Origin of the sequence: Bradyrhizobium sp. JYMT SZCCT0428, assembly GCF_018131075.1 — a bacterium.
Lineage (GTDB): Bacteria > Pseudomonadota > Alphaproteobacteria > Rhizobiales > Xanthobacteraceae > Bradyrhizobium.
The window spans coordinates 87305-113371 of record NZ_JAFCLS010000027.1 but is presented as its reverse complement, the minus strand read 5'-3'; the positions used below and the strand labels follow the sequence as shown (position 1 = coordinate 113371).

Sequence of the window (26067 nt, the reverse complement as noted above, 5' to 3'; positions counted from 1 at the left end):
TCGAACCCTGAGAAATATTAGCAATTGACTGCCTGGAGCCAATGGATGCCTTCACGCGAAGACGCAGGAAGCGCTGCAAAACGCCTTAACGGAGCCGCGCCGAAACTGTCGTACCGGCGCGGCATTAACGAAGCTAGGCCTAGCTTGCAGGCATCAAAACGTTGTTGACCACATGGATCACGCCGTTCGACTGGTTGACGTCGGCAATTGTGACGGTGGCGGAGCCACCCTTCGCGTCCACTATCATGACCGCGCCGCCGGATTTCTTAACGGTAAGTTGTTCGCCCTCGACCGTCGTCAGCTTCTGCCCGTCTAACAATTGCGCCGCGTTCACCTTGCCCGGTACCACGTGGTACGTAAGTATCTTCGTGAGCGTCGCCTTGCTTTCCGGTTTCACGAGCGTATCCACCGTGCCCTTGGGCAATTTGGCGAACGCGGCGTTGGTGGGAGCAAATACGGTGAAAGGGCCCGTGCTCGACAGGGTATCCACCAGTCCAGCGGCCTTGACGGCCGCGACGAGGGTGGTGTGATCCTTCGAATTGACCGCATTCGCAACGATGCTCTTCGACGGATACATCGCAGCACCGCCGACCATCACCGTCTTGTCCTTCGCTTGAGAGAGCGTTGCCGACCCAAATGCGGCGAGCGAGAGTGTCGCGACGGAAAAAAGCAAGCGAGAATTCATCTTTGTACTCCATTCATGTTTGGGGATTGCGAGGAGGCCGTATTCCTGAACTGAGAAAAACCTACCCACCATTTGTTGCATCTGACATGTAACGACGCCTGTCGCGGGCCGGATCACGTCGGCATGAATCTTTTATTAGCGAACGCGCGCTGGTGATCCGTCAGGCATCGAACAACGTTTCTACAAGTGCGAGTTACGTCGTGGCGGACGGTCTGTTGGAGACGCTGTGATACGATGTTTCACTGGATGCGCGCTGCGCCGCGTTGCCGAAAAGCGAATGATGTCATCCATGATGCGCCTTGCCGCTTTCGTTGTTTTCGTGATCGGGGGCGGCTTGCTGATCGGATGAGTTTGCCGGCCTTCTTGCCAGCGCCGGTCTTCAACTTCAACGGATCACACCCTTGGATATCTCCGAAGCACTCATAGAGGCGACACCGGTTTAGCCGACACGAGCTTCGTCTTCCAGCCATACTGCGGGTATTCTCACCTAGCGGACATGGATGTTCGACCGAATGACCGCTTGGCGCCATAAGCGGCCCTTCACGACTGATAAGGTTTGTCTATTTTCCTTGTCAGTGATCGAACTGACTCCATTGTGCCGAAACCTCATAAGTCAGCGGATTGATTTCATCCGAAAGACGACGCTCGCCGGAGACCGTAACAATCGGGCTCGAAAGGTTGACCTTCACTCGTCCAACAGCTCAAGGAAGTCGTTTATTCGCTCGAAGGGCTTCGCACTGCGATTGCCGATATAGACCACGCGATCGCCACCGCGCTCCAGCGACTTCGCTCTCGACTTTCGAAGCCGACCAGGGAGGAACGTCGCCGCAACAGCTTCGGGGCCGACGTCGAGCCTCATAATGCCGCGCCGCTTGCAATCGAGCCTGAGTCTTGCGGCCGCGAAAAACTCGCGCGCTTCCGGCGGTAGCCTGCCGAAACGCCGTGCGCTTTCGTCCTCCAAATCCTCGAGATCATCGTCTGTGCGGCATCTGGCAATACGGCCATAGATTTCCAGGCGAACAGCGTCCGATTGTACGTAGCCCGCAGGCAGCATGTCGGCGATTGGCAGGTTCAGATCAGGCACCCACAGATCGGCGCCACCGTCAGCGCCCTTCTCCGACGCCCGCTTGAGAAGATGGCTATAGAGCATGGGCCCGAATACCTGCAGATGGCCAGACTGCTGTTTGGAGAACAGGTCTCCGGCGCCCCGGAGATCCAGATCACGCTCGCTGATGGCAAAGCCGGCGCCGGGCTTGCTGAACTCTTCCAGCACAGCCAAACGCTTCTCGGATTGTTCGGAGTTCGACTCGTTTAACAAATACGCGAAAGCACGCGTGCCGCCCCGTCCGACGCGGCCCCTGAGCTGATGAAGCTGCGACAGACCAAACTTCTCCGGCCAGCAGATGACGATGGTGTTCGCCCGGGGAATGTCGAGGCCGCTCTCCACGATATTGGTCGCGAGGAGCACGTCCGCTTCACCTTCGACGAAGCTCATCATTCGATCGTCGATATCCTCGGCAGGCAACCGGCCATGAAGACATACGATGCGAAGGTCCGGCGCCGTCGATTTGACCCTTGCCAGCATCGGCTCCAGATCCTGGATACGGGGGCAAATCAGAAAACTCTGCCCGTGGCGTCGCTGCTCACGCAGCAACGCCGCGGCGATCGCGGCGTCCGATAGCGGAGCAACCCTGGTAACGATCGGCAGCCGATGAACCGGCGGCGTAGCAATAACGCTCAGGTCCCTGAAACCTGCAAGACCCGCGGCCAGCGTGCGCGGTATCGGCGTGGCGCTCATCCAAAGGGTATGAACGCCCTTCGCAAGACCCGAAAGTTTCGCCTTCTCCGCCGCACCAAAGTGCTGCTCCTCATCGATGATGACAAGCCCGAGGTCGGCAAACCTCACGTCAGCCGAGGCGAGAGCCTGCGTGCCGACGACGACTTTCAGTTTGCCGCGACGGAGTTTTTCCTTGGTATCCCTTATCTCCGCTGCCGATGCTGCCCGCGATAAATTCGCAACCTCGATTCCGAGCGGGCCGAACCGCTTGCGAAACGTCTCAACATGCTGTCTGGCTAGAACGGTAGTCGGAACCGCAACAGCGACCTGTTTTCCTGACAGCGCGACAGCCGCCGCCGCCCGCAAGGCGACCTCGGTCTTGCCAAAGCCGACATCACCGCAGACCACCCGATCCATTGGGTGACCAGCCGCCAGATCGTTCAGCACGTCCCGGATCGCCTTGGCCTGATCAACCGTCGTGAACCAGGGAAAACGCGCGACGAACCTTTCATAGGCCGCCCCCGGCGCGACCAGCTTGGGAGCACGCCGGCGCCGTCGTTGGGCGATGTGTTTCGCAAGCTGCTTGGCCGCTGCTTCGATTTCCTGCTCAGCCTCGCCACGCCTGTTCCACCACGTGCTGCCATCGGCCTTGTCTAATGTGAGCTTGCCGGGCTCTGCGGCGTAGGGCCAGATCAAGGCGAGATCGGCAGGAGGAACAAGTGCAGCATCATCGCCTGCGAATTCGAGTCTGATCATCTCGCGCTTTGTGCCGCTTCCCATGTCGATGGTCTGCAAACTATCAAGCAAAGCCAGGCCACGCTGGAGATGAACGACCGCCGCGCCGCGCTCGGGAATATCCGGGTGATTGAAGGCAACTGTCCAGGCTTTGGCCATCGGTTGCGGATGATGGGCCCGGCTACCCAGCACGTCAGACGCAGTCACAACTAGGGTTGGCTTCTTGCTGGGAGCGAAAAAGCCCGCGTCAAAGTCGGCCGACAGCGCGCCCTCGCGTCTTCTGGCCTCCACCGCCTCGTCCCAGTTGGCGAAACGCTCCGCCCTGACCCCACTCATGCGCTCCATCGCGCGCAGATCGTCTTCGACCGCGGCGACGAAGAGCAAACGAGATCCGGCGCGTTCCGCACGGGCCACGAACGCGCGAAGCGCTTTCCTCGGTGCCGCGACCTTCGAGAAGTCGGGCGTGGCCACAAACGCCGCCTTGCCAGGAAGCACACTCGTGCGCTTCTTCAGCTTCTTCCAGTCCTCTCGCCCCAGATACTCGCGTTCCGAGTCCCTGCGGCCGGCCGCCTCCTCGATCGTACTCAGCCAGCTGTCAGCGTGGTCCGGAACTTTTGCATCCGCGAACCACCGTGCCCGATCGCAATAGTCCAGGAAGGTAGCCCGCTGCGCCCGGTCGCCGCCCAGCGCGAGGCGTTCGGACATCGGAGGATCGATAATCAGCTCCTTGAAATCGGATATGACGTCATGCTCATTCGGGTCGACGGCAACAATTCTGCGGATCGCACCGCCGGAATGCTCGATCCGGTACGGCCCGAGAGCACCGGCCGGGAAGATCTCGAATGTCGCGCCGTGAAAGAGCACGGTGCCCGGATATTCTGCCTCTTCGTCGAGATCGTAGCCCAATTCTTCCATGCGGTCCTTGAGGTCCCGCTCGGCATACGACGCTTGCACCTTCAGGCTTAGGCTGATGCGCGACCAACTCGCCGGCAAAGGGAGCCGCTCCATGATCGCCTCTGCCGTCGAGCGGCGGATCGGATTCGGGTGACGCTGCTGAAAGTCCACAAAAGAAGAGGTCCGATCGACATCCCCTGGACGCCAAGGTTGAAGGGGATCGCGCAAGTCCGGCTTGCTCCAGAGAACAAACCGGACCAAAAGCTCTTGAAGTCAATTGTCCGGGCTCACGCGTGGCTCGGCGATCTGTCGGAGGGCCGCTATACTTCCGTTGAAGAGTTGGCTGCTGCTGCCAATCTCCACCCGAAAGTCATCCGGCAGGGACTTAGACTGGCGTTCCTTGCGCCCGCCGCGTTAGAGGTCGTTCTGCGTGGCGATGCAGTCCAGCTGAAGCAGATCCCAAAGCTCCTTCCCTTGTCATGGCGTGAGCAAAGCTCGTCGATGGCCTGAGTTCAAATATAATAGAACCTTCGGGCCGCCATTGGACCAAATGTATTCCGGCGGTTCTCGCGGCAAACTCTATCCCGAACTAACGTCCTCCTAAATTGATGCCGGGATGCCCAACAATATTTACAAGTTTCGTCGAACGAAGTGGGCCGACCCGAAGCGGTTCAAACTGATGACTGACTTCCGCATCGGCTGGAATGATCGGGCGGTCGCGATCATTGATCGCAATGGAGCCGGATCGCTGGAGTGACGTTAGGAATCACACGGGGGTGATAAATTCAGCTTTCTTAGGAGTGGATCCAGCCCGTCAGAACGACACCGCTTAACCTCACTAACCTGCTTCGGAGGCTTATCAGCGGCGCGCTTCTTTGATTGCTTTGTGATCTTGGCTCTATTGCTTGCGGCCTTGGCGTTAAGATCAAGCGGATCGTGCCAATGACGAAGAGTAATGCCGCGATGCGGGGAAATGGCAGCCTGCTTTGGAGCTGGTGGTTTCAAATCGGCTTGGCCTTGTTCGCTAAGCTGAACATACACAACATCGACACTCTCAGAGGCAGCCGGCGTGTCCTGATTGATTACAAGCGGCATTCGATCGGCTTTGTTACCAGCCACTACGGGCATGACAACTTCAGGCGCGGGCGGCGGCGCTGATTTCTTCGCAGCTGCAGCAATAGCACCTAGTGCAGCTAGGCAAACCACTCCAAGCGCGACCGCTCTAATCACGTGGGAAGCCCCCTGTGCAGAGAGGCTCCCAGCGTTGTGATCAAATTGGTTTAGAATAAGGCCGCTCGGCCCAATGTCACTGACCTAGGTGCTGGCGTCGGCCGTCTCTCCGGCGGTGACGCATCCGGCGATGCTTCGTACCCGCGGGCTGGAGCGGAGGTCGTGCAGCCGTAGGTCGGACAAGTAAAACAACGGCTCCGCTCGGCTCTTCCGGAGCTATCTTTGGTAGCGGAGCCTCGATCGAGGCAAGCAAAGCTCGGCCAGCTTCGGTGATCTGCCAGCCGGACTTGTCACGCAAGACAAATGCTTGGGTAAAGATTTCGAGGCCGGGCGCACGCGCCGCCCAACGTTTTGTCCGATTAGTCCAGTCTGGGCCACTGGAAATGAGCATGGCCACCGCGCACGTCAGCTCTACCAGAGCAACCAGTCGCAAGTGACTTGTCACTAAACGGTACGCAGCATCGCGATCACCGTGCTCGCGCCAGCGCTTGGCATACGTAAATTCTTCCTCGGGCGTGAGGAGAGGGAATTTTTTGATTTCGGTTAGATACCGAGACAGTCCGGCTCCGACCGATGGTATGGGAAGAGCGGCAGTCGGGTTCATTGGTAATCCTCAAGGTCTCCAGGCACAATCAGCTAGAGCGGCGGTCGAACACCGCTCAACAGGCTCAGGAGGCACGCGGTCATCGCGAGCACTTTCTTCACGTCCGGTCGTTCAAACAGCATTGCTGTTCGCTCCTCATCGCTGCTACAGTTACAGGGGTGGGGCCTCTCCGGATTCTTGAGGACTTGAGCGCCAGCCAATGCGTTGAGTGGGACCAACCCTTCGCTCTTGTTCGGAATCCAGAACACGCAATGCGTCCATGATGTCGTCGAACTTCACGGGGGCAGCACCGGACGGATGGCGAAATTCTGGAAGATTTTCTACCGCACAGGCATCTGATGCCCAGGACGACAGGATCGCGCGCTTCTCGTACAGGGTCAGATCGGCGTCCCGGACAACGTCCATGGGATGGCTGAATGCGCGCGCTGGGTGCAACACTGCGTCAATTTCTACGGCAGACGTACGTGCAATAGACATCGTTCCCTCCATTTTGCTTGAAGGGGCGGTTCGAGCAGGAGGCAGAACCGCCCCATACCAGGTTGTTGTTAGGCTGCGTTGAGCGATTTCATCGGCTTAGAGCCGCTGCCGACTGCGATCTTCCGAGACTTCATCGCTTCGGGAATCTTCCGAACCAGATCGATCTGCAGCAGGCCGTTGTCGTAATTTGCCTGCTCGACTTCAACGTGGTCTTCAAGATTGAAGCGGCGCGTAAAGGCTCTGGCCGAGATGCCACGATGCAGGTACTGCTGGTTGTCCTCATTCGCCTTGCGGCCTTCCACCGTCAGGAGATTCTGTTGGCTGGTGACCGTAATCTCGTCGGATGTGAAGCCGGCGATTGCTACCGCGATGCGATAGGTGTCGGCGCCGATCCGAACAATATCATACGGCGGGTAGCCGCCTTGATCTTCCGCCAACTGCGGATTGTTCAGAAGGTCGAACAAGTGGTCGAAGCCGATGCTCGACCGCGCGAAGGGAGTAAAGTCGAAAGTCCTCATAACCACATCCTCCGTTGAGCAACATGGATACAAGCAGCGCGTCGGACATCCGCCGACGCCCGCACCGGACCATTTGGCATCCGGCGACAGCGAAATATTTTGGGCCCAAAAAAGTTTCAAGAGGCCCTGCAAATTTTTTTTAGGGCCGGGGTTATGGTGCCTGAGTTTGGCGCCCCCTTGAGCCCTGGATAGGCGGCCCAGGCTTCACTGCACCGGGGCCGCCCCGACCGCCGGCAACTTTGCCACCGGGGTCAGAACAGCACAATTATCGCAACTAGACTGAACTTATCGAACGAGTTCAGAGTACCTCAGTTGGCAGCTTTAGGACGAAAAAAACGGTCCCAGGGCCGGGCCCACAGCCGAGAAGGCCACGCTGCCGCTGCGCCACCGAGCGCCGCAATGAAGTGACGCCGCTTCATTCAACAACCGTCGCCAAACTCAAGCGCGTTGGCGGCCTTGAGACGCACCAGAGCAAGTGGGCTACCGGAACGAACGCTTTGCGGTTTTTGGTTTGGCATCCAACCCAATTATGAACTTGAAGCTCGTTGTGAAGCCCATCGCCGGTTTCATTCATGAACGTCGCCCAAGCTCCGTTTGCGAGCTTGAGCGAGGATGGTTCCTGTTCCTCTAGGGATTGTCTCGCGATCCCAGTCACGCTGAAGCTGATTCCGCCGTCACCACGATAATGGCCGCGCATAGCAACGCCCCTTTACGGCGGTAACTGTGCGGGTGAGCGCAATCGAAATACATCGAGTCGCCCTGGCCGAGCGTGAAGTCCTCTCCCTCCAGGTTCACCACGAGCTCGCCATCCAAAATGTAGATGATCTCCGCGCCGGGATGCTCGTGCGGCTCCGACTGCTCGTCTTCCTCACCAAACTCAACGTAATAGCCGTTGAGCTTTCGGTCGCTGACAGGATAGTCGAGCGACTCGAAGCAGTAAGCGGGCGAAGTCCGCCCTGCCTTCTCCGGAAGACGAATGCGGTCCGCCTTGCGCACAAGGGCATGAACCGGCCCGTCGCAGTCCTCTCTGAAAAAGTGATCGAGCCCGACGCCGAACACCAAAGCGATCCGCAACAAGGTCGGTAGCGTCGGAAACAGATGCCCTCGCTCAATTTTCGACAACATCGCCGGCGAGAGACCGGTGTGCTCGCTTAGCTGGACCAGCCCCAGCTTTTTGCGCAGGCGCAGCCGGCGGATCTTTGGGCCGATAGCATAGCCCTTAAGGGCCGTGATCAGGGTCTCCGACAGCATGGTTCCGGCCTCATTTCATCCAAGTTCAAAGATGGGGCGTATTTTTATCTCCACGAAAACTACTTTTCATATCAGGTCAATGTGCCCTTGAAGAAAATCAGTTTTACCACCATTCAACAAGGTGCGAGGCGAAATGCGTTTTCTCCCTTCCTCGAAAACGGAACGCCGGCCCAAGCCGGCCCCATCACGTCACAGGAGCTAAAAGATGAGCAGACTAGGTATTGTGTCGAAGGCCGCGGTCGTTCTGGCCGTTGCAGCGTTGGCGATCGGCAGCAATTTCGCGCGCGCCAGCAATCAGGACATTGTCGACACGGCGGTCGGTGCCGGCCAGTTCAAGACGCTGGCGGCAGCACTCAAGGCGGCCGATCTGGTTGCTACTCTGAAAGGGCCCGGACCGTTCACGGTGTTCGCACCGACGGACGAGGCATTTGCCAAATTGCCGGCCGGCACGGTGGAGAACCTGGTGAAGCCCGAGAACAAAGCGAAGCTGACGGCCATCCTCACTTACCACGTGGTGCCGGGCGCGGTGAGAGCCGAGCAGGTAACTAAGCTGGACCAGGCCAAAACCGTCAACGGCGCAATGGTGAAGCTCACGACCAAAGGCGGCAAGGTGACGATCAACGACGCCACCGTCGTAAAGGCTGATACCGCGGCCTCGAACGGCATCATCCACGTCATCGACAAGGTCATCCTGCCGCCCCAGAGCTGATCGGCCATATATTCCCACAAGCGATCGACCGCCAGTCCGCTTTGCTTCCAAGCGGACCGGCACCTTCTCGACGAGGCACCCCACAGGAGATGCGATCGCTGCTGCTCATCCGAGACAAGAGAACCACTGACATTCTTTTGCCGAACAATAGCGACGAAGACCCATTCGAATGAAAATGCGCGCGGCCGAGCTCGGCAGTTTAGTCTTGTTTGTTGCGCTCGTTCTTGGTGGCGGCCTTATCATCGGTTTCGCTACCGCCCCCGGTGCATGGTATGCGGCGCTAAGCAAGCCGCCTTTCAGTCCGCCTAACTGGATCTTTGCCCCTGTTTGGAGCACGCTCTATGTCATCATCGCGATCGCTGGGTGGCGTGTTTGGAGAAAAGGCCGCAACAACCCACCAATGAAGCTGTGGTGGGGGCAGCTGGCTCTGAATTTCGTTTGGTCACCCATCTTCTTTTCAGGCCATCGCATCGATATCGCCCTTGGCGTGATCTTGCTGCTCCTGATCACGATCATTGGCTTCATCATGATAACGCGGCGACAGGATAAGATTGCATCTCTCCTGTTCGCGCCCTACGCCGCGTGGGTGGCGTTCGCTTCGGTTCTGAACGGCGCCATCTGGCTGTTGAACTGACTGGAGGTCGGATGCGCCGCAGCATCGTGATCGTCAGCGACAAATGCAGAGAGGCTATCGCGATGTATTCTGCGCCGCCGGCCGCGATTTCGACCCGCAATTCCGGCCCGATTTGGCGCCCAGGCAGATGCTCGAACTCGGCGTGTTCTGAGGCAAATACCTCACCGATATTGTCGTGACGAGTTTCGGCCGCTCGCTGCAGGTCTGGAGCCTGTGGGATCGCGCGATCGGCCCGAAATCGATCGGCACCATACTTAGGATGGCATCGATACCCCGCATCTGATATCTGGTGGGAGGCAAAGCCAACAGAATGTGCAGATGAAAGCGTTATCGGAACCAGGTGCCGAGAGTGACGTCACCTCTTCCGAGGAAGCCCTCCGAAGAGCCGAAGATTTCTACGATGTCGCCAACAACCTTCCGACGCTCTGCTGGATAGCTGACCCTAACGGAAGCATCTTTTGGTATAATCGTCGTTGGTACGAGTACACGGGAGCCTCACCTGAGAGTCAGCACGGCTGGGGCTGGACCTCGGTTCACGATGCCCATCGGCTGCCCGATGTGCTAAAGCGATGGAAACATTCCATCGCGACGGGCGAGCCATTCGAGATGACGTTTCCTTTGAAGGGAAACGACGGAATTTTTCGTCCGTTTCTAACACGGGTGGTTCCGCTGCGAGACCCGGCGGGCTTAGTCGTTCGTTGGTTAGGCACTAATGTTGATATCTCCGCGCAGGTTGCCGCCGAAACTTCATTGCGTGAGAGCGAGGCGCTTTATCGGTCCGCCCTGACCGCTGGCAGAATGGGCACCTGGCAAACCGATTTGGTAAGTAAGACACGGCTCTGGACGCAAGAAGGTATGGCCCTGTTCGGCCTCAACCTTACCGATGGGCGCGGCCACGTGGGGGGTGATGATGATGAGTATTGGTCCGCATTGCACCCGGACGACCGTCATTTGATGCATGAATTCCACGAACTTGCAGACAAGCAGGACTCATTTACGTCGGAATACCGCGTGGTATGGCCCGACGGCTCAATTCTCTGGCTTAGAGGCCACGGCCAAGTCGTCGCTCGCACGCCCGACGGAAAAGCTCACCGCATGGTCAGCATTGTAGCCGACGTCACCGAGCGCAAGGCCACAGAAGATCATATTCAATTCTTGATGCATGAACTATCGCATCGATCAAAGAATCTGCTCACCGTAATCCAGTCGATTGCTCGCCGGACAGCTCGGACGGTCGCGACGATGGAAGAGTTTGAAAGCCGGTTCGGACGGCGTCTGCAGGGCCTCGCGGCGTCGCACGACGTGTTGGTTCTTAACAGTTGGCAAGGTGCCCCTCTCGCCGACCTTATGCGCAAACACCTTGAGCCCTTTGTGGACGTTCAAAGTTCTCGCCTTGAGCTTAGTGGGCCCGACATTGTCGTCAGCGCGGAAGCCGCGCAGGCAATTGGGCTTGCGATCCACGAACTGACGACGAACGCCATCAAATATGGGGCTCTGTCGGTACCGACTGGAAAAGTCAAAGTGTCCTGGGCATTCGATGGTGATGAGGACGCGCCGCGCCAATTGCTTTTGAACTGGATCGAGCAAGGTGGGCCGCCGGTCGTCCCTCCATCCCACAAAGGGTTTGGCCATATTGTGTTCGAGGACATGATTGAACGCTCTCTCAATGGCAAGGTCGCTGTGGAATTTGCGGCTTCCGGACTGAGCTGGCGCGTCTCAATTCCGGCAGCGAACCTGAAGAGCGACGATCAGAAGACGGCCCCAGCTCCGGGAAGGAACTGAGGCGTCCTTTGCTGAGCTTTGAAATTCCCGTGACCAAGCAAATCAACATGCCGCTGAAACCTGCGCGGAAAAAAGTGAAGAAAATCGAACGTAAACGAGCCTAACCGGCGGGGCCGTATTCGGCTCGGTACAGCCTGAACTCTATGGAGAAGTCCCGCCGGAGCCGTCTGCCTTCCGAATATCTTCTTCGATGTCCGCGATCAGCTTGTTGAGGTTCTGAACGGTCTGCTGGTCGGACATTCGGGACACAATGCGCCGCGCTTGTTCAAGACGGCCTTGCCAGTGACTTCTTGGGTTCAACGGACGCCTCCCAGCGTTTGGAAGGCGCGTTACGCGCTCTTTACTGATTTGGTTTTATGGTCGAAGACGGCAACCTTTCGATCAAGCTGCCACAGCTCAACGTCATGCCCGTCGAGCACCTGCTTCACAGCTGCAATGGCGGTATCGTCGTCGGGACAGTCCGGAAGAGGGATGGAGCCCTGAAAGTGTCCGTCGTGTCCGAGGGTGTAGGTACGATAGTCTGGCAAAAAAAACTCCCATGAGAGGCGGGAGTACTACCGAAACCGATAGAAGCCTTGGGCGGGGCGGTGATATTGAGACAATACACCAGTGCCACGTAGGTTGCTACGGGACTTCTGCCTCTTATGCAGGAAGTCCATAGGGGCTAACTGTCCGAGGCTCACGCCTATCTCTCAGGCAGATGATGGCCGCGGATCTTCCGAAATACTTCCGAAGGTCGCAAAGACGCGGTCCAATCAATCGGACAGCGTCTCGAAGTTCGTGCGGTTGGATAAGCATATCCTTGGCCCAGTAATGAATCTGGAGATCGCTCGAGGGGTCAATCACAACTTCCGAGAATGGAACAGACTTTTGCATGGGCGTTACTCAACAAGTGTTCAACCCCAATAACCACCATGCAAAATCCGAGTTCCTATATCCCGAAGAATTGTGCAGTGCGCGGGATAGGGAACCATTCATTCTACCGGGGTTTGTCTAGCATCACTGGCCGAGGCTCTGACCGTAGGCGTCGGTGACTGAGAGATTGTTTACGCTCCCGCCTGCTACTGGAGGCGATATGCGCGATCTTTCCGACGACATTTATAAAACCCCGGAACAAATCGAAGAGCGCATTACCAAACTTGAGCAAGGAGCTCAGTTGTTGCCGCCCGGCCGGGTTCTGGAAGTTACGCTACGGGAAATTCGCCAATTGAATGCCCGACTTATGCAGCACCTCCAAGGCAGAGCGCGGACGAGTGCGGAGTGCGGACCCGGCCTTATACGAGTCTCGCAAACACAGATGGCAGGGTTCCGAGCTGGGCCGTTCGCTCCGCGCAAACGATGCCTTCGTTAGCTAGGCGTATCGGGTGCCTCATCCCACCCTTCCAGGCATTTGAGATCGCCGTGGCAATCAACAATTCAGGATTGGGAAACTTATCAACGAGCCCGGTCGCGTGCACGTAGCCCATGGCGATAGTCATAGCTTGGCACAAGTCGGGGTTGTTTTCGGTAATGGGAAAGTGCGCAGCGTACATGGGTCCTCACCACTCTTGCGCGTTAGAAACTTTGTAATTACTTCACCGTTCCTATTCCAAACAAGCACTCTGTGGGCCACAGGCGCGACGGCAATCAAACCTCGCTACTGCGCCTGGGCTCCCATTTAAAAAATAGGAACTCAAGCCGCGCTTGTGTATTCTCGGGGCAGCCGTCTCGTTTAGCCACAGACGGTCCTCTGGCCGGGCGGTCCACCTGACACCATGCAGACGGGCCGCCCGGTCTCAATTTATCGACGGTGGCCCAGCGGCAGACCCATTGCCCTCGCCTTTTGACGCAACGTCGCACCCGATCGCTTCATAAGCTTTGCGATACGCTCCACCGGCGTCTTAGACTTCGAATGCGTCTTCAGCAGTTTTAGATCGTCTTTCGTATATCCACGACGTGCCGCCGTCTTCTTGGCTTTAGCTTTCTTACAAGGGTGAGGTGCCCTTCTAGCATTAAGCGATTGCGTGGCAACTTAGGGGCCGAATGGCGGATCGGCGTTTAGCCAGGATAATCTAAGCTCAAGACCCCCGTGATGATGGCTGCCACTATTTCCATAAAATCAGTCCCTCTGAATGATTTCTTGGGGAGATACCCCACCCTACCAATGCCGCCTGAAGGCAAAATGAGCTAGGATGCCGATTCTGGAGGACACCATGGACACTGAAAAGCCCGAGCAAGCTAATGAGGCCGACCAATCCAAGAAGCCCATCATGGAGCAAATGACCGACCTGGTCGCCGGGGCCGCCGGGACATTGGCTGAGGCCGCCGTCAAGACTGTCGCTAAGAAGGCCACTAAAGCGGTTGCGAAGCGCGTGCCGAAGTCGGTGAAGAAGGCCGCCAAGAAAGTAGCCAAAGCCGCGACTAAGAAGACAGCGAAGAAAGCTCCAAAGAAAGCAGCAAGGAAATCGGCCAAGAGTTCTGCGAAAAAGGCCGGGAAGACCGCACCGAAGAAGTCAGCTAAGAAGGCGTCGAAGAAATCCGCCCAAAGGTCATCCAAGAAGAAAAGTAAAAAGTCAAAGCGCTAACGTTTAGCTCTTTTTAGACTTTGAAACGCCTCACATCATCTGGGCGAGGGAGAAACCATGGCGAAGAAATCCAAACGCAATGACTCTAACGTACCGATGACGGGGCGCCAGATCACGAACGCCATGGCAAAGAAAAAAAAGAAAACCGCGGCTAAAAAGCGCTCTGCAAAAACCGCCAAAAAAAGTGGGAAGAAAGCTTCTAAAAGCAAGAAGACCGGGAAAAAGTCGAAGCAGTGATTATGCTCAGACCTGCTTGACCCAGTCCCTGATATTTAATCCCCAGGCGCAGAAACGTCCTCCTTTTCGAGGACGCCGCTGGGCATGACCACATTTCTAGAACCTTCGATTGCTCGAATATCGATGCTGCCCCACTCGGCCGAGCGACATACGGCTCTAGCTGAATATTCTTTATGTCTGCGCGCGCTTGAGCACTTCATCGAGGCCGAAACTGGAGCCCAGCACCAGATTCTGGAAACCCTCGTTCTGAATGGCGATCGAGCACTCGATTTCGTTCAGCGTGGCCTACACGGTCGCGAGGCAGGTTGTAAGCGGGCCATCGATCACCAGGTGCTTCGCCAGTTTGCGATCGTGAATCCTCAGCCGCGTGCCGCGGGACAGATAGCGGTTCTCGCGCATGAAGAAGCTCATAAAGGTGGTCCCGGCCGAATAGATCGCGGCCTTGCCGAGAAACACAAACCGGCGTTGTTCGGTCTCACTGGCGAAGCGCACGTCCCCCACGGTGGGGCCGGCGATTGGCCAGATTCTGGGTACCGTGCGTCATGAGTACCAATTGTCCGCCGATGCATCGCCTGGACCGTCTTTGATCTTGGCGGCTACCCCACTGATGGTCGCCTTCCTCCTTTTATGCCTTTAGAATAGCGACTTTCGTCCATCAGCCGATTGCGCCAACTTGATCCACTCAGCGGCAAGCCGGAGCCATTCCTCTTTGTCGCGCTGACTGTGGCCTTCCCCGCTTGATGCCTACATTCCTCGGCTTCTTGACGAAAGCGTTCCGCATCTTGATCTGGCATCAAGCCCTGGCCCTGACTTACTTTGCTCGGACAAACGGGTTAGCTGCGCTCGAAGCCAAGCGTTCTCGCGTTTCAGGGATTCGATTGTGCGGTGAAAGTGGCAGGACATGGGGAGGCTCCGTGGCGGGCGGCAATGGCCCCGGAGGACCGATCTTCTCTTGTAAAACATCATTCCCTGATTACGCCCCCAAAAACCAAAACAGGCCACTGCGGTTTTCAAATTAGGCACTAGAGGTCGAAACAGGCCAGTACCCCTTGGCGGTACTGGCCGAGGTAGGCCACTCGCCGGAACAAAGTAGGCCGCTGTGATTATATGCTTAGAATGCAGTACCGTTCGATTGAATACCAGGTTCGCGAGATCGAGCCGCACAAATGGGCCTGGATAATCCTTCCGGCCAACGGGCGTCCCGTCATCAGCGGCGACCTTTTCCCGACCCGAGAGAAGGCCGTCGAAGCCTGCATAAGCGAAATCAACAACGGGATAGAGCGTAGCGGGTCGCGCGCGCCGAAGACTTAGAGGCCACTCGCAGATTCAAAAAAACAGGCCACTGATTTGGAACGAATGTTTCAGGGGTGAATTCATTGCAAACTACCGGATGGCAGCGCTCGATGGCATTCGTTGGAATGGCGGCCTCAGCTCTCCCCAGTGCTGGGGCCGTTTCTTTTGGGCTAGGTGCCCGATGGCACCGGCGCATAAAACGGCGGTCAGATACCGTCCGAAAATCGATTCCCGCTAGAGTTGCTCCCAGAAGCGCTGGTGACTCCGGCGGTCCCCCTTGCGCAGTCCATCCAAGTAAGCAGCAAGACCGTCCGGTCTGTACGGTAACAGGTCTTTCGCAACGGCGCTTCAATTGCCGGTGTGGTAACCTCTCCCTAGCCTGCGTATCGTAGACAGTTGGAGGGTTGCAGTCTAATTCGCATCACGCCAGGACTTCGCGGAAGTGGCCTTCAATTTCGGATGACCGATTGGCTGGAAGCCGCCACGGTTATAGTCGCATGGCACCGAAGCAAATGAAGCGAGCAAGATCGCTCCCGGCCCAACCGGCTTATTCCCATCCCCCACCCTAGCAGATGGAATCGGAGACAAGCTTACTCCCAAAAGAAACGGCCCCCTCGGGGGAGATGGGGCGGCTTCGGGGGTCGTCTGCTGGCACTAGGCGCCGGGTTTCACTTGGTCTTTAGCAAGCGCACCGACGCAAGGCAGTGAGCCAAAAATGATAAAAAGTCGAGGCGCAGATTTGCACGTATTCGGGCGTTCTCATTGGATGAGCGGCCTATCAAGCGGTGGTGGAGCTAGTAGCGGCCAGTCAGCGAGGAAGATCCGATCAAGAGATCCGGACCTGCATCGAGCCGCGGGTTATATTGTGTTCGCAATGTTCGGCCCCGCTCAAATGTTTAGGCCGAAAAAAGATGCCTCAACATGAAACTTTCGTCACCAGCAGCGTTGGTCTTTCGCCGGATAGTAAATCCGAGCACGCTACTAGCGAAGGCGCAGAAAATGCCAGCCACCAAAGCGGAGTTGAACAGGTATTTTGAGATGATCAACCGGCGAGTTCCGGCAAGGGTCTCTCAGTTCATTCGCTGGTTGCGCAAACCGTCGTCATTCGCGGCTCGGCTAGCGGTGGCCTTACTATTCATTCTCGGTGGCATTTTTAGCTTCTTACCTGTGTTGGGTGTCTGGATGCTGCCCCTCGGTTTCCTGTTGATTGCACAGGACATCCCCTTTTTACAAAAGCCTCTCGTTACTGCCTTGGCGTGGATAGAGAAAAAATGGGAAGTACTAAGATTGAAATGGCAAAACCAGTAAGGCTTTCGCGGCAAACGGGACGCCAAGAATAGTAACCCTGGTCGGCATTGCGCTTTGGCAGGGTGTGGTGTCTTGAGCGTCAAATACACGACGCCAGTGGCGGGACGGCGACTGGAGCCGACTTTTCATCGGATACAATGTGGGGGACGTTGCATCCGGTAGTGTGGAATCAAGCAAACTCGGTAACGATCGCTCCATTGTTTAGAAGCCCGGCGCGGACCTCATTTTTCGCCTATAAATTGGTCCAAATCAATCTGCAGGTCTCTGGCCGCGTCGCTACTTATGGAGAGTCGGAGTACGCCATCCTCAGTTGAAATTTCCAGGAAGCCCTCCGACGGGGCACCAGGCGACTTCTGGATTGCCGTACCCAAAATACGCAACGGAACGTTGGTGCGAACGTACCCTTGTAATGGCTCGTTCATGGCACCCTCCTCAGGTATGCGGCCCGTGGTTCACCGCGAGCTGGCTGGCTCGACCGCTTTCGTTAACCCGAACGTCAACGCGAGGTCCAACGCCACCAATCGTCATCAGTAAAGATTAACTGAAGTTAGCACGACAAACGGTCTTTTTGCACCGTCAGCGCCACTACCACTCCTTAGGCGATCCATTCACGAGCAATGGTCCCACCAAGCTGTGTGCCGACCGCCCGGTTGATCAATTTGCTGCCGAACCCGCCCTTCCCGGTCGGTGCTTTAACCGGTGGCCCTCCTCTTTCAGTCCAGACGAGGACCACTTCCGTGGGATGCGGAGCACAAGATACGTCAAGAGTGCCAGCATCAGACGATAGCGCACCGTATTTCAGAGAGTTGGTGGCCAGCTCATGGACAACTAGGGCCAGCGTAGTTGCCGCCGCTTCGCTAACCGCCATTCGTGGAACCGAAACCCGCACTCGCCCGCTAAAAGCTCCCATGTCATCGTAAGGCGCCAACAACACTGAAATTAGATCCCAATAGGGCGTCTTTAGTTTCTTCGCCGGGCAGCGGGCGAACGAGATCGTGAGCCGGTCCTAGGGCTGTCAGCCGCTGCGTGAGCTCCCGTGCCATGTCCGAAGCAGTCTCAGTAGATCGTGATGTGAGAGCCGCTAGACCCGCGGCAATCGCCAGTAGGTTTTTCACCCTATGACTCATCTCGGCCCGCGAGGAGCTCATTTGCTTCCTCGACCTGCTTCCGGCCGGTAACATCCAGGAAGATTCCTAGCATTATGCGGCCGACAATGCCGGCATCGCTTCCTAACCCACGGGCTGATATCCAGCGAACCTCCTTATCAATCATGATACGAAAATCGATTTCGTAAGGACCGTGAATGCTTCGCGTTGCGTTGAAACCCGCTCTAACCCTATCCCGATCGGCCGGGTGTATTTTGCTGGAGAGTTCGTCGAATGTCACAGTCTCACTGGTCGGCAGTGCCCAGAGGCCGAAAGCCCGCTCATCCATGGTAAAGCGGTCAGTGTCCAAATTCCAGGTCCAGAGCGCAACGCCACCGGCTTCTAGCGCCAACGAGACCTGCTTTGCGGGCCATCCCTCCAATAACAATGTTGATATGGGCAAGGCGTAACCTTCCATTCCAGGGGGATTGGCTCGTGATGCTCTGAGAGTCATTGCTGCTTGAACAGTTGGTCGTTGCGGGCCCTCCACTTTTCGTCTGTAAGCCAGTTGTAGTCTTGGTCGGGCATAGTGGGTATTGACTTCAACGCATCCTTTGTCACTAACAGATAAAAGCTCGACCGGTCCTGCGAGACCTTAAGCAGCTTAAGTGGAACAACCACGCTGTCCTTCCCCGTTGTGAAAAATCCACCTGAAGCTACGATCACGTAATCCCGACTGTCCTTGGCACCGAATACAATATTTCTGACCTCGCCCACAATTTTATCGTCCGCACTACGCACTTCGGCACCTACGATTTCATCAGACCTCAAGCTAGGAGCCAGGTCACCAATTTCCATCAGGGGTTTTGCATCCTTTTTTCCGCGGGTCCCTAGAGCAGCACCGCGCTGGACTTTAGGTTCGCTAGCGTTGGTCTGCTTCGCTGCTTCGTCCTCATCGTTATCTCCAAGAGACCCCATAGGCGGGCCGGCGATTAGCTCGCGGATGTTCGCCAGGAGCCGCTCGCAATCATCATGACGACCGTATGAGCGCAGGGTAAACGCAGCGTCTCTAAGGCTCCGAAGATCGCGGACCGATTGGCTGTTCGCCGGTCCCCGAAGTCGTGGATTTTGCAGCACGGCCTCTTCAAGACCCGCGTCCGCAATCTGGCAGTCAGCGCTGCACTCTGCGATGAATGTCACGCTTAAAAGGGCTGCGAAGGCTAGTTTAAAGATCAAAGAACTCTCCTCGGTAGGAACCGAACTAAGTGCTGGAAGCAGAACATTGACGAACTGGTGGCGGTTGAACTCGTACTGACTATTCCAATCGACTCCCTAGATGGAGGGAGGCGCAACCAGCGACAGCAGCTCACCGATCATCTCAGGCACAGAATAGGGCTTTGGAAAAAATCGCGTCTCGGTTGGCAACTCCGCATCGGATAAACGCGTTTTACCAGAGACGATTATGATCTTGATAGGCGGCCACCGACGCCGCACGGCGTGAGCGAGTCTTAGACCATCCATAGTTCCGGGCATGTCGACATCCGTTAATATCAGCGCAATGTCCACTCGTTGTTCCAGTATTACGATGGCCTCGTCAGCGTTAGCGGCCTGTAGAGCAACAAATCCAGCATCCTCGACAAGTTCAACTGCAAGCAACCGAAGGAGCCACTCGTCCTCCACCACCAAAACAACAGGTGAATGCTCGTGATTCATTGCGTCTCCCACGTTGCCGCTGAGGGACGAACGGACAAAAATGTAGCCGAAGCTGAGTAATTAAATCTCGCCAACGCGGCAAAGCACGCTATGGCCATTGGAACTAACTATTTCGCTGGAGGTCTATCGACAACAGTCTAAGCGATGACCCGTTCCATGTGGAAATGACGATTGTCGAGGAAAAGTGGATTCGTTTTTGACGGAAGCAGTTTGCGACAGGAATAGGCTGCGATTTTCCTTTCAGTGCTGAACGCTGATAAGCCACAGTCACGGCGCAAAGCCATGCTTCGACAGCCAACTGAACTGGAACTAACAAAATGAACGCCGAACAACTGGCTCATAAATTTAGAGACAAGATCGCCGCTGCCGTAGTCGAAAAAGAAAAGCAGACAGGCATTGCAGCGGAGAATATTGAAAAGAGAACGGCGGATTCTGAACATTGCAAACGTGCAATGGAGAGGGAGGTTATTCCGTTTCTATCGGAGCTGAAGCACCATTTGGGCGACCAGTTCTCGTTTGCCTCCCAGATCGAGCTGAATGATCATCGGCCCGTCGGGGTCTCCTTCACCATTGGTAGTGGCGCACCAACCAGCATCACAACTGCATTCGGGAATATCATCGTAACCCGGGCTGGAGACAGTGGAACAGCAAGAGGGACGCCTTATGTCTACGCTCCAGACGTGGAACCGTACATTTCGAATTCGGGTGATCTGACACGGGACAAGATGGCCAAATTGGTTGAGATGGTAATTGACGACTGAAGCCAGGCACGGCGCTTCCTAATATAGCCCGATAATGGGTTGGTCGGTGGGGTCTTCAATTGCGAAAGGTCCTCTTAGCTGAGGGCAAGGCACGGCATGCCCATAGGAGTGACGCGAGATGAGGGACTTTTCCAATGCATCATTTCCACCCGAAACGATAAGTCTTATGAAAATCGCTCTAGACGCCGCGATTGCGGCGCTGCCAGAACCCGTGAGCACGTCACACGTGCAAGCCATTGCCGAATCCATTCTGCGGTCGGCCAAAGAAGGTGAAAGAGACCCATCATCATTGCAGAGAATGGCCCTTTTGGAACTGCAGATAGCGCCCCGTTGATTTGCGCACATCTCGTTTTAGCCCGGGCTGATAACGGGCATAACTATACATGGTCTCGCCGTAAATCGCGAAAGCCGCCCACCGGTCACTGCTGCCCCTTCGAGATCGAGCAAATCTGCAAGTCATCAAGCCTGTACTTCTGCGGTCGGGTTACCTAAGAACCAAGAGGTGTTTCAAATGAGCATTGTAAAGCGTCACCTCGCGGAACAAGAAGAGCGTCTAGCTCTTATTGAGGAAATTTGCATCGACAAAGGGGCGCTTGTTTTAGATACCGCTACCGACGAGGTTTATTTTTCGGCGGACGATGCGGCCTACAAGGACGCCTACGTAACGGTTTTTCAGGCATGGGCGAAAGGCATAATCAAGGGCACGGCCGAGCAGGTATTTGACGCCACAAAATCAATTCTCGAGGACTAGCTTCAACCGACTAGGCAATTTTTCTTTCTGGGCATAAAAACAACGGACTTGGTCGATGTGGACTGCGGGCCAAACCGCCAAGAAGGTGTTAAATCAACCAGGCGCCTTCGCTTTGGCGGTGATCACACAGTTTCGTGCCAACCAGGGTGTTTTGCTCGCTGGCGCAGTGGCGTACTACACGTTGTTGTCGTTAGTCCCGCTGCTTATCCTCATTCTAATGGCCCTCTCCCACATCGTCCCGGAAGACCGCCTTCTTTTGACCCTAAGTGAATATCTCGAGTTTGTAATTCCAGGGCAATCAGGAGCTTTGGTAGAGGAAGTTCGGACGTTCCTCGCTCAAAAGCAAGTCGTCGGCTGGATCCTGTTCGTCACAATGCTTTTCTTTAGCGCACTGGCGTTTACTATTCTCGAGAACGCAATGTCGGTGATTTTCTTTCATCGGGTCAAAATCAAGCGCCGACATTTCCTGGTGTCAGCCGTTATGCCCTACTTGTTCATCCTTTTTTTGGGTGTAGGGCTACTCATCGTCACCGTCCTTTCCGGAGTGCTCCAGTTCGTGGGCACTCGAAGTATCGTGATTCTCGGTCAGCCACATTCCCTGGACCAATTTTCCATTTTTCTCCTCTATATCGTTGGAGTTACTGGTGAGATCTTTCTGCTAACTGCGATCTATTTTGTGATGCCTGTGGGGCGATTGTCCTTGCGTCATGCACTGATTGGCGGAGTGACCGCCACGCTCCTTTGGGAAGTGATGAGGCACATTCTGGCTTGGTACTACGCAACCATGTCTCAGATTCAACTTGTTTACGGCTCCCTCACCACGTCGATCGCTGTGCTATTGAGTGTGGAGCTTGGCGCATTGGTCTTGTTGATCGGCGCCCAGGTGATCGCGGAATATGAGCGGATTATTCGCGAGCCAATCGAAACGGCGGCCCGACCGGCGAAGCTGAAAGAATCGTAGTGGTGCCTTAACTTTCGAGCTTAATGCGATGCGAGGTGGGCTCTCGGTCTTAAGAGCAGCCTTCGCCTGGTTGAATTAGGCACATGGTTCGGTCGCTTGTTCAGCTTGATGCGCCCTCCTCCTCGTAGAATAGGCCATCGCCACTTTTGAAATGCAGATAGAATCTTCCCACCCGGAGCGACGTGCGCGACAGCCGTCAGGGTCTCGGTCTGGGGCTCCACATTGCGTCGCAGATTGCGCATGCGCACGGCGGCAGGATCAACGTGACGTCCACAGAGGATGAAACTCTGTTTGTCTTTACGATGCCGCTCACCCTGACAGCCGGTACAAAAACCTCCACAGCAGGCTTGCATGGAGGATTGGTTGAATCGGCGCGTTTGTGTCCCGGCATGTTGAGGACGTGTTCCCCCGAGATGATCGGAAACGCCGTCCAAAACGGATGGAACAACTTAGTCCCTATCACTCTGGTAGCTTCGGCTTTTGTTGTGGCCCGCGACCGCGGTGGACGGGGGCGTGAGGAACGCGTCGAAGCGTTCTTTCACGATCGCGTAGCACTCGCAGGACGCCTTCTCCAAACCGTGACGATCCATGACCTGAATCGCTCCGCGGCGATAGCTGATGAGGCCCGCGGTCTGCATCGACTGCGCTGCAAGCGTTACGGATTTCCGGTTGGCGCCGAGGATATGAGACAGAAATTCGTGGGTGTAAGGAAGAGCCTCTCCCTCGGCCCTGTCGTGCATCATTAGGAGCCAGCGGCACATCCGCTCTTCTGTCGAATGCATCGCGTTGCATGCGACCGTTTGTTGGACCTGAGACAGCAGCGTTTCCGAGTAGCTCACGAACAGATCGCGCACGTGCTCGCTGTTCTTGAATTCATACTGCAATAGCTGGATAGGACAGCGGACCATATGGCCCTCGAGCTGCACGATGCACCGGTTGAAGGTGACACGGCTGTACATAGCGGCGAACAGGCCGAACGCACCCTCGCGGCCGATATTCGCAGTCTCGAGCGCTGCACCATTTTCCAGCACGGTCAGCAGCGACAGCACCGAACCCTGGGGAAAGTAGGCATGCTTGAGCAGGCCTCCCGCGTCGCAGACCATATCGCCAAGTTTGAACGAGATCGGCTCAAGATGGGGATCTATTCGCTTGCGGCTGACCGGCTCCAACGCCCCCAGCAGTCGATTGCTCCGCAGATCATGGTCCGCTTGCATTTTAAGCAAAGCCTTCCGTTGTTCCGGTTCCGCTTCCTGCGTGATCCGGAAATTGGGGACGGCGATGGGAGCGCGTGGGATCGAGACCGTCATTTTGCACTCTTTCTGCAGGTGAGTCTGAGCAAAAGCGCTCAATCACCCGCGTTGAGATTACCGCGCGTGATTATCTGGAACCGACCATCGATCGAAGTTCCTCGACCAAGGCCGCCGTCCGGTAAGGCTTTCCAAAAAAGCAACTGTTCGACGGGAGATCGCAGGTCTGGAGTTGCTGTTTGCCGGACACAATTAGGATCTTGATCGGGGGCCAACGGTTGCGCACCGCATGTGCCAGTTTCAGCCCGTCCATACTGCCGGGCATGTCGATATCGGTGAAAAGCAGAGCAATATCGGCACGAGATTCCAGCAGGACGATCGCTTCATCTGCATCGCGGGCCTGGATCGCCGTGTATCCCGCTTCTTCGACGACCTCGACGGCAAGCATCCGCAGCAGGGGATCATCCTCCACGACCAGGACGACTGGCCATGATTTGCTGGCTAATGTGCTCATCATGGACCTAAATCCTTGTCGATCCCGGGATCATCCTTGATCCTTGTCCGCCTCGCCAGACCATTGCTCCGCCATCCGCAGGCAATGTTCTCTCAAATCGGGGTCAAGTATTTCCTTGGCGAGCTGCCGAAGGTCCGAAGCGAGGCGCAGGCGCTCGAGCTCAAGTTTGCTATCGTTCTTCGAACTAGGCATGACCGCATCAATCCTCTGAAATCTGAGGTGAGTCGCACGCCGGCACTGTCGCTGTCGGTGGTGCAGACCACAGAGACTCATCATCGGCAGGATTGGGTGGAACTCGGCAGGTGAGCTATTTTGCTCAGACTCTCCCAAGAAAAGCGGGCACACTTCAGCGGGACACATTGCAAGTTTCGGGATCTATTGCCGGGCGCGACCGTGTTCGGAGCATTTGTTATGCATGAGTTCGCAGCAGTCCTGGAGCCGGTTGAAACTCCTTCCCCGGAAAGGCGGGACGAACTCGGCTATCGGCTGCGGCAACAGTCGCTGCTCGGGGAGTTCGGCCGCACCGCCATGCAGACCCGCGACTTGCGGGAAATTCTGCAACGCGCCACCGAACTGTGCGCCACCGGATTGCAGGCTGCGTTCGCCAAGGTTCTGGAATATGAACCGGACGGAAAGCGTCTGATGGTACGCGCGGGGGTCGGCTGGGCGCCGGGCACCATCGATGCCGTCTCAGTCGCCGCCGACATTGGATCGCCGGCCGGATACGCCTACCGGACCGGAGTGCCCGTCATTTCGAACCACCTCGAGGCCGATACCCGCTTCCGCACACCACGGCTATTGGCTGCTTACGGCATCAGACGCGCCATCAACGTGCTGATAGAAAAGGGCGGAGAAGGTAAGGCCTTCTTCGGGGTGCTCGAAGTCGACAGTGCCGATCCCGGCCAGTTCGATCAGGACGACGCCAATTTTCTTGCCGGCTTTGCCGGCCTGCTCGGGATCGCGATCGAGCGTCAGCAGGCCGACGCCAGGCTTCAAGAAGCGCTCAAGCACCAGGCATTGCTTACTCGGGAGATGAGCCACCGCGTCAAGAACAGCCTCACATCCGTCGTGGGCCTTCTCCGTGTTCAGGCGCGCAGTGCCCAGTCCGAAGATGTGAGGAATGCGCTGCAAGACGCGAGTTTACGGGTGTCCACTATAGCCGAGGTACACGATCATCTTTGGCGCAGTTCACACATCGGCTACGTCGAACTTGCGGACTTCATGACCGAGCTTTGCAAGAAGCTACGAGGCAGTACCGGAAAGCACACTCTGCACTGCCACGCAGATCCAATGTTACTCGGGGCCGATCACGCAGTTCCCCTGGGTCTTTTGATCAACGAACTGGTCACCAACGCGGTCAAATACGCCTATCCGGAAGGATGCGGCGACATCGAAGTCTCGGCCCGGGAAATGAACGGACACCTACACGTCGAAGTCTCCGACCATGGCACCGGCCTTCCAGAAGGGTTCGATATCGATCAGCCGCGAGCAAGCCTGGGCTTCAAGGTAGTTACCGGCATGGTGAGGCAGCTTCAGGGCCATCTTACGCTGTCAAACAATCAAACAGGGACTCGTTTCTTGCTCGATCTGCCTATCCTATCCCACGAATCCAGTTCGGCTTGAAACCGATACGAGTGTGTTCCGGTCAACTCGAAGGGAGGCAATGGGCCGGTCTCAGCCAATTAGACCCGCGTGTCATCTCGCGTCAAATGGGCGTCCAATGACTACCTTGCCGAAATTCGCCAGCAACAATGGAAGGCGGGCGAGGCGCTTTTCGCTCGAATTGAACAATTGGTCGATCAGGTCTTCCTCGACCCGGCTGTTGGCAATTCCGTCACTGTGACTTGAAGGCCAGCATCCCCAAGAGCTCCAAGGATGCGCTTCGCAATTATTTTGGCCTCCTCAGAATCTACCTTGAGCTCGGGATGGTCGCCAAAGCTATCGAGTATCGCCGTGGCGATGATCGCGTTTATTTGATGCTCATCAGTCATAACTGCTCCCAGTCCCAATTGGCCTAAGTTAGCGACGCGAAAAACCTCAGAGCAAGGTAGGCGACGACCGCTGTAACGAACGTTATGCCAATCGCGACGGCGACCCTTCTAACAATATGTCCCCGATCCATAAGTCTGCTTCCATGCCCTTGCGTACTGGCCGCGACTTCGGTCTTGAGGCGGACGATAAACTCGGAGTTCGTCGCCACCTGCACCCATCTGAGTTTGCCTTTCCACACGTCGGAGGTACAGCAGTCATCCGCGCCATCGTCCGACGTGCAGTTGTGCTGACGGCAGCTTTTGTCGCGGGGTTGACGGTCACTGCCTTGGCGAGTCAGCCCGCCCG

General features: G+C 56.4%; 28 protein-coding genes and 4 pseudogenes. 15 read left to right on the top strand and 17 right to left on the bottom strand.

Translation table 11 applies throughout. The features are described 5' to 3' along the window. Positions 1–139: 139 nt before the first annotated feature. On the bottom strand, positions 140–685 hold the full coding sequence (locus tag JQ575_RS25980; protein ID WP_212035975.1) for a fasciclin domain-containing protein: 546 nt from the start codon (positions 683–685) through the stop codon (positions 140–142). Between the two features lie 685 nt (positions 686–1370). Further along, positions 1371–4205, bottom strand: a complete 2835-nt coding sequence (locus JQ575_RS25975) for a helicase-related protein (protein WP_212035992.1) — start codon at positions 4203–4205, stop codon at positions 1371–1373. 36 nt (positions 4206–4241) lie between these two features. Here JQ575_RS25975 and JQ575_RS25970 point away from each other — a divergent pair, with 36 nt between their 5' ends. Together JQ575_RS25970 and JQ575_RS25965 are read left to right on the top strand one after the other, a co-directional pair. Next, complete coding sequence (locus JQ575_RS25970) at positions 4242–4601, top strand: hypothetical protein (protein WP_212035974.1); 360 nt, start codon at positions 4242–4244, stop codon at positions 4599–4601. A 432-nt stretch (positions 4602–5033) separates the two neighbouring features. Continuing rightward, entirely contained in the window at positions 5034–5249 is a 216-nt protein-coding gene (locus JQ575_RS25965) for a hypothetical protein (RefSeq protein ID WP_212035973.1), read from the top strand. Positions 5250–5727: 478 nt separating this feature from the next. Here JQ575_RS25965 and JQ575_RS44910 read toward each other — a convergent pair. The 4 genes and pseudogenes from JQ575_RS44910 to JQ575_RS25945 form a co-directional block, all read right to left on the bottom strand. After that, positions 5728–5925, bottom strand: a pseudogene (locus tag JQ575_RS44910) (sigma-70 factor domain-containing protein); the annotation flags it as partial. A gap of 150 nt (positions 5926–6075) precedes the next feature. Next, positions 6076–6402, bottom strand: a complete 327-nt coding sequence (locus JQ575_RS25955; protein ID WP_212035971.1) for a hypothetical protein — start codon at positions 6400–6402, stop codon at positions 6076–6078. 68 nt (positions 6403–6470) lie between these two features. Next, complete coding sequence (locus JQ575_RS25950) at positions 6471–7040, bottom strand: Hsp20 family protein (protein ID WP_312016027.1); 570 nt, start codon at positions 7038–7040, stop codon at positions 6471–6473. 531 nt (positions 7041–7571) lie between these two features. After that, positions 7572–8171 (bottom strand): helix-turn-helix domain-containing protein, encoded by a 600-nt coding sequence (locus JQ575_RS25945; protein ID WP_212035970.1) that lies wholly within the window; start codon positions 8169–8171, stop codon positions 7572–7574. A gap of 205 nt (positions 8172–8376) precedes the next feature. Here JQ575_RS25945 and JQ575_RS25940 point away from each other — a divergent pair, with 205 nt between their 5' ends. From JQ575_RS25940 to JQ575_RS25930, 3 genes are all read left to right on the top strand, one after another. Further along, the gene (locus JQ575_RS25940; protein ID WP_212035969.1) at positions 8377–8880 is read left to right on the top strand and encodes a fasciclin domain-containing protein; all 504 of its coding nucleotides are present in this window, start codon (positions 8377–8379) and stop codon (positions 8878–8880) included. A 169-nt stretch (positions 8881–9049) separates the two neighbouring features. Next, positions 9050–9514 (top strand): TspO/MBR family protein, encoded by a 465-nt coding sequence (locus JQ575_RS25935; RefSeq protein ID WP_212002181.1) that lies wholly within the window; start codon positions 9050–9052, stop codon positions 9512–9514. Positions 9515–9832: 318 nt separating this feature from the next. Further along, a complete protein-coding gene (locus tag JQ575_RS25930) occupies positions 9833–11296 on the top strand; it encodes a sensor histidine kinase (protein ID WP_212035968.1) in 1464 nt (487 codons plus the stop codon). Positions 11297–11625: 329 nt separating this feature from the next. Here JQ575_RS25930 and JQ575_RS25925 read toward each other — a convergent pair whose 3' ends face one another. Further along, the gene (locus JQ575_RS25925; protein WP_212035967.1) at positions 11626–11823 is read right to left on the bottom strand and encodes a hypothetical protein; all 198 of its coding nucleotides are present in this window, start codon (positions 11821–11823) and stop codon (positions 11626–11628) included. 115 nt (positions 11824–11938) lie between these two features. Beyond that, a complete protein-coding gene (locus JQ575_RS46565) occupies positions 11939–12172 on the bottom strand; it encodes a DUF3606 domain-containing protein (protein WP_212002177.1) in 234 nt (77 codons plus the stop codon). 1316 nt (positions 12173–13488) lie between these two features. On the opposite strand from JQ575_RS46565, the gene JQ575_RS25915 reads away from it, so the two are divergent. Next, the gene (locus JQ575_RS25915; protein ID WP_212035966.1) at positions 13489–13860 is read left to right on the top strand and encodes a hypothetical protein; all 372 of its coding nucleotides are present in this window, start codon (positions 13489–13491) and stop codon (positions 13858–13860) included. 57 nt (positions 13861–13917) lie between these two features. After that, a complete protein-coding gene (locus JQ575_RS25910; RefSeq protein ID WP_212035965.1) occupies positions 13918–14097 on the top strand; it encodes a hypothetical protein in 180 nt (59 codons plus the stop codon). A gap of 285 nt (positions 14098–14382) precedes the next feature. Here the strand turns inward: JQ575_RS25910 and JQ575_RS44905 are convergent, their stop codons facing one another. Then, positions 14383–14589, bottom strand: coding sequence for a hypothetical protein (locus JQ575_RS44905; RefSeq protein WP_249166899.1), 207 nt, complete (start codon positions 14587–14589; stop codon positions 14383–14385). 1722 nt (positions 14590–16311) lie between these two features. Here JQ575_RS44905 and JQ575_RS25900 point away from each other — a divergent pair. Continuing rightward, complete coding sequence (locus JQ575_RS25900; RefSeq protein WP_312016026.1) at positions 16312–16698, top strand: hypothetical protein; 387 nt, start codon at positions 16312–16314, stop codon at positions 16696–16698. 221 nt (positions 16699–16919) lie between these two features. On the opposite strand, the gene JQ575_RS25895 is transcribed toward JQ575_RS25900, so the two are convergent. The 4 genes and pseudogenes from JQ575_RS25895 to JQ575_RS25880 all read right to left on the bottom strand — a co-directional run bounded on the left by JQ575_RS25895 (position 16920) and on the right by JQ575_RS25880 (position 19496). Next, positions 16920–17120, bottom strand: a complete 201-nt coding sequence (locus tag JQ575_RS25895) for a hypothetical protein (RefSeq protein WP_212035964.1) — start codon at positions 17118–17120, stop codon at positions 16920–16922. Between the two features lie 173 nt (positions 17121–17293). After that, positions 17294–18261: pseudogene (locus JQ575_RS25890) on the bottom strand (sensor histidine kinase). Positions 18262–18293: 32 nt separating this feature from the next. After that, positions 18294–19019 (bottom strand): PRC-barrel domain-containing protein, encoded by a 726-nt coding sequence (locus JQ575_RS25885; protein WP_212035963.1) that lies wholly within the window; start codon positions 19017–19019, stop codon positions 18294–18296. Between the two features lie 96 nt (positions 19020–19115). Further along, complete coding sequence (locus JQ575_RS25880; protein ID WP_212035962.1) at positions 19116–19496, bottom strand: response regulator; 381 nt, start codon at positions 19494–19496, stop codon at positions 19116–19118. Positions 19497–19813: 317 nt separating this feature from the next. Between JQ575_RS25880 and JQ575_RS25875 the strand changes: the two genes are divergently transcribed. From JQ575_RS25875 to JQ575_RS44895, 5 genes and pseudogenes are all read left to right on the top strand, one after another. Next, entirely contained in the window at positions 19814–20257 is a 444-nt protein-coding gene (locus JQ575_RS25875) for a hypothetical protein (protein WP_212035961.1), read from the top strand. A gap of 118 nt (positions 20258–20375) precedes the next feature. Then, entirely contained in the window at positions 20376–20591 is a 216-nt protein-coding gene (locus tag JQ575_RS44900; RefSeq protein ID WP_249166898.1) for a hypothetical protein, read from the top strand. 177 nt (positions 20592–20768) lie between these two features. Continuing rightward, entirely contained in the window at positions 20769–21008 is a 240-nt protein-coding gene (locus JQ575_RS25870; RefSeq protein ID WP_212035960.1) for a hypothetical protein, read from the top strand. 55 nt (positions 21009–21063) lie between these two features. Further along, positions 21064–21969, top strand: coding sequence for a YihY/virulence factor BrkB family protein (locus JQ575_RS25865; RefSeq protein ID WP_212035959.1), 906 nt, complete (start codon positions 21064–21066; stop codon positions 21967–21969). Positions 21970–22166: 197 nt separating this feature from the next. Next, a pseudogene (locus tag JQ575_RS44895) lies at positions 22167–22283 on the top strand (ATP-binding protein); the annotation flags it as partial. 135 nt (positions 22284–22418) lie between these two features. On the opposite strand, the gene JQ575_RS25860 reads toward JQ575_RS44895, so the two are convergent. Together JQ575_RS25860 and JQ575_RS25855 are read right to left on the bottom strand one after the other, a co-directional pair. Further along, positions 22419–23183, bottom strand: coding sequence for a Crp/Fnr family transcriptional regulator (locus tag JQ575_RS25860; RefSeq protein ID WP_212035989.1), 765 nt, complete (start codon positions 23181–23183; stop codon positions 22419–22421). Between the two features lie 163 nt (positions 23184–23346). Beyond that, a complete protein-coding gene (locus tag JQ575_RS25855) occupies positions 23347–23733 on the bottom strand; it encodes a response regulator (RefSeq protein WP_212035958.1) in 387 nt (128 codons plus the stop codon). 33 nt (positions 23734–23766) lie between these two features. Between JQ575_RS25855 and JQ575_RS25850 the strand changes: the two genes are divergently transcribed. Further along, the gene (locus JQ575_RS25850; protein ID WP_212035957.1) at positions 23767–24036 is read left to right on the top strand and encodes a hypothetical protein; all 270 of its coding nucleotides are present in this window, start codon (positions 23767–23769) and stop codon (positions 24034–24036) included. A gap of 105 nt (positions 24037–24141) precedes the next feature. Beyond that, positions 24142–25353 (top strand): sensor histidine kinase, encoded by a 1212-nt coding sequence (locus JQ575_RS25845; protein ID WP_212035956.1) that lies wholly within the window; start codon positions 24142–24144, stop codon positions 25351–25353. 78 nt (positions 25354–25431) lie between these two features. Here the strand turns inward: JQ575_RS25845 and JQ575_RS44890 are convergent. Beyond that, a pseudogene (locus JQ575_RS44890) lies at positions 25432–25554 on the bottom strand (Crp/Fnr family transcriptional regulator); the annotation flags it as partial. After that, positions 25530–25721, bottom strand: a complete 192-nt coding sequence (locus tag JQ575_RS25840) for a hypothetical protein (protein WP_212035955.1) — start codon at positions 25719–25721, stop codon at positions 25530–25532. The pseudogene JQ575_RS44890 and the gene JQ575_RS25840, both read right to left, overlap by 25 nt. Positions 25722–26067 lie beyond the last annotated feature (346 nt).

Excerpts from the sequence above, each read along its gene's own strand:
- JQ575_RS25980 (WP_212035975.1), bottom strand. The coding sequence starts at position 685 with ATGAATTCTCGCTTGCTTTTTTCCGTCGCGACACTCTCGCTCGCCGCA.
- JQ575_RS25975 (WP_212035992.1), bottom strand. The coding sequence starts at position 4,205 with ATGGAGCGGCTCCCTTTGCCGGCGAGTTGGTCGCGCATCAGCCTAAGC.
- JQ575_RS25965 (WP_212035973.1), top strand. The coding sequence starts at position 5,034 with ATGACGAAGAGTAATGCCGCGATGCGGGGAAATGGCAGCCTGCTTTGG.
- JQ575_RS25955 (WP_212035971.1), bottom strand. The coding sequence starts at position 6,402 with ATGTCTATTGCACGTACGTCTGCCGTAGAAATTGACGCAGTGTTGCAC.
- JQ575_RS25945 (WP_212035970.1), bottom strand. The coding sequence starts at position 8,171 with ATGCTGTCGGAGACCCTGATCACGGCCCTTAAGGGCTATGCTATCGGC.
- JQ575_RS25940 (WP_212035969.1), top strand. The coding sequence starts at position 8,377 with ATGAGCAGACTAGGTATTGTGTCGAAGGCCGCGGTCGTTCTGGCCGTT.
- JQ575_RS25935 (WP_212002181.1), top strand. The coding sequence starts at position 9,050 with ATGAAAATGCGCGCGGCCGAGCTCGGCAGTTTAGTCTTGTTTGTTGCG.
- JQ575_RS25930 (WP_212035968.1), top strand. The coding sequence starts at position 9,833 with ATGAAAGCGTTATCGGAACCAGGTGCCGAGAGTGACGTCACCTCTTCC.
- JQ575_RS46565 (WP_212002177.1), bottom strand. The coding sequence starts at position 12,172 with ATGCAAAAGTCTGTTCCATTCTCGGAAGTTGTGATTGACCCCTCGAGC.
- JQ575_RS25915 (WP_212035966.1), top strand. The coding sequence starts at position 13,489 with ATGGACACTGAAAAGCCCGAGCAAGCTAATGAGGCCGACCAATCCAAG.
- JQ575_RS25910 (WP_212035965.1), top strand. The coding sequence starts at position 13,918 with ATGGCGAAGAAATCCAAACGCAATGACTCTAACGTACCGATGACGGGG.
- JQ575_RS25900 (WP_312016026.1), top strand. The coding sequence starts at position 16,312 with ATGAAACTTTCGTCACCAGCAGCGTTGGTCTTTCGCCGGATAGTAAAT.
- JQ575_RS25895 (WP_212035964.1), bottom strand. The coding sequence starts at position 17,120 with ATGAACGAGCCATTACAAGGGTACGTTCGCACCAACGTTCCGTTGCGT.
- JQ575_RS25880 (WP_212035962.1), bottom strand. The coding sequence starts at position 19,496 with ATGAATCACGAGCATTCACCTGTTGTTTTGGTGGTGGAGGACGAGTGG.
- JQ575_RS25875 (WP_212035961.1), top strand. The coding sequence starts at position 19,814 with ATGAACGCCGAACAACTGGCTCATAAATTTAGAGACAAGATCGCCGCT.
- JQ575_RS44900 (WP_249166898.1), top strand. The coding sequence starts at position 20,376 with ATGAGGGACTTTTCCAATGCATCATTTCCACCCGAAACGATAAGTCTT.
- JQ575_RS25870 (WP_212035960.1), top strand. The coding sequence starts at position 20,769 with ATGAGCATTGTAAAGCGTCACCTCGCGGAACAAGAAGAGCGTCTAGCT.
- JQ575_RS25865 (WP_212035959.1), top strand. The coding sequence starts at position 21,064 with ATGTGGACTGCGGGCCAAACCGCCAAGAAGGTGTTAAATCAACCAGGC.
- JQ575_RS25860 (WP_212035989.1), bottom strand. The coding sequence starts at position 23,183 with ATGCAAGCGGACCATGATCTGCGGAGCAATCGACTGCTGGGGGCGTTG.
- JQ575_RS25855 (WP_212035958.1), bottom strand. The coding sequence starts at position 23,733 with ATGATGAGCACATTAGCCAGCAAATCATGGCCAGTCGTCCTGGTCGTG.
- JQ575_RS25845 (WP_212035956.1), top strand. The coding sequence starts at position 24,142 with ATGCATGAGTTCGCAGCAGTCCTGGAGCCGGTTGAAACTCCTTCCCCG.
- JQ575_RS25840 (WP_212035955.1), bottom strand. The coding sequence starts at position 25,721 with ATGACTGATGAGCATCAAATAAACGCGATCATCGCCACGGCGATACTC.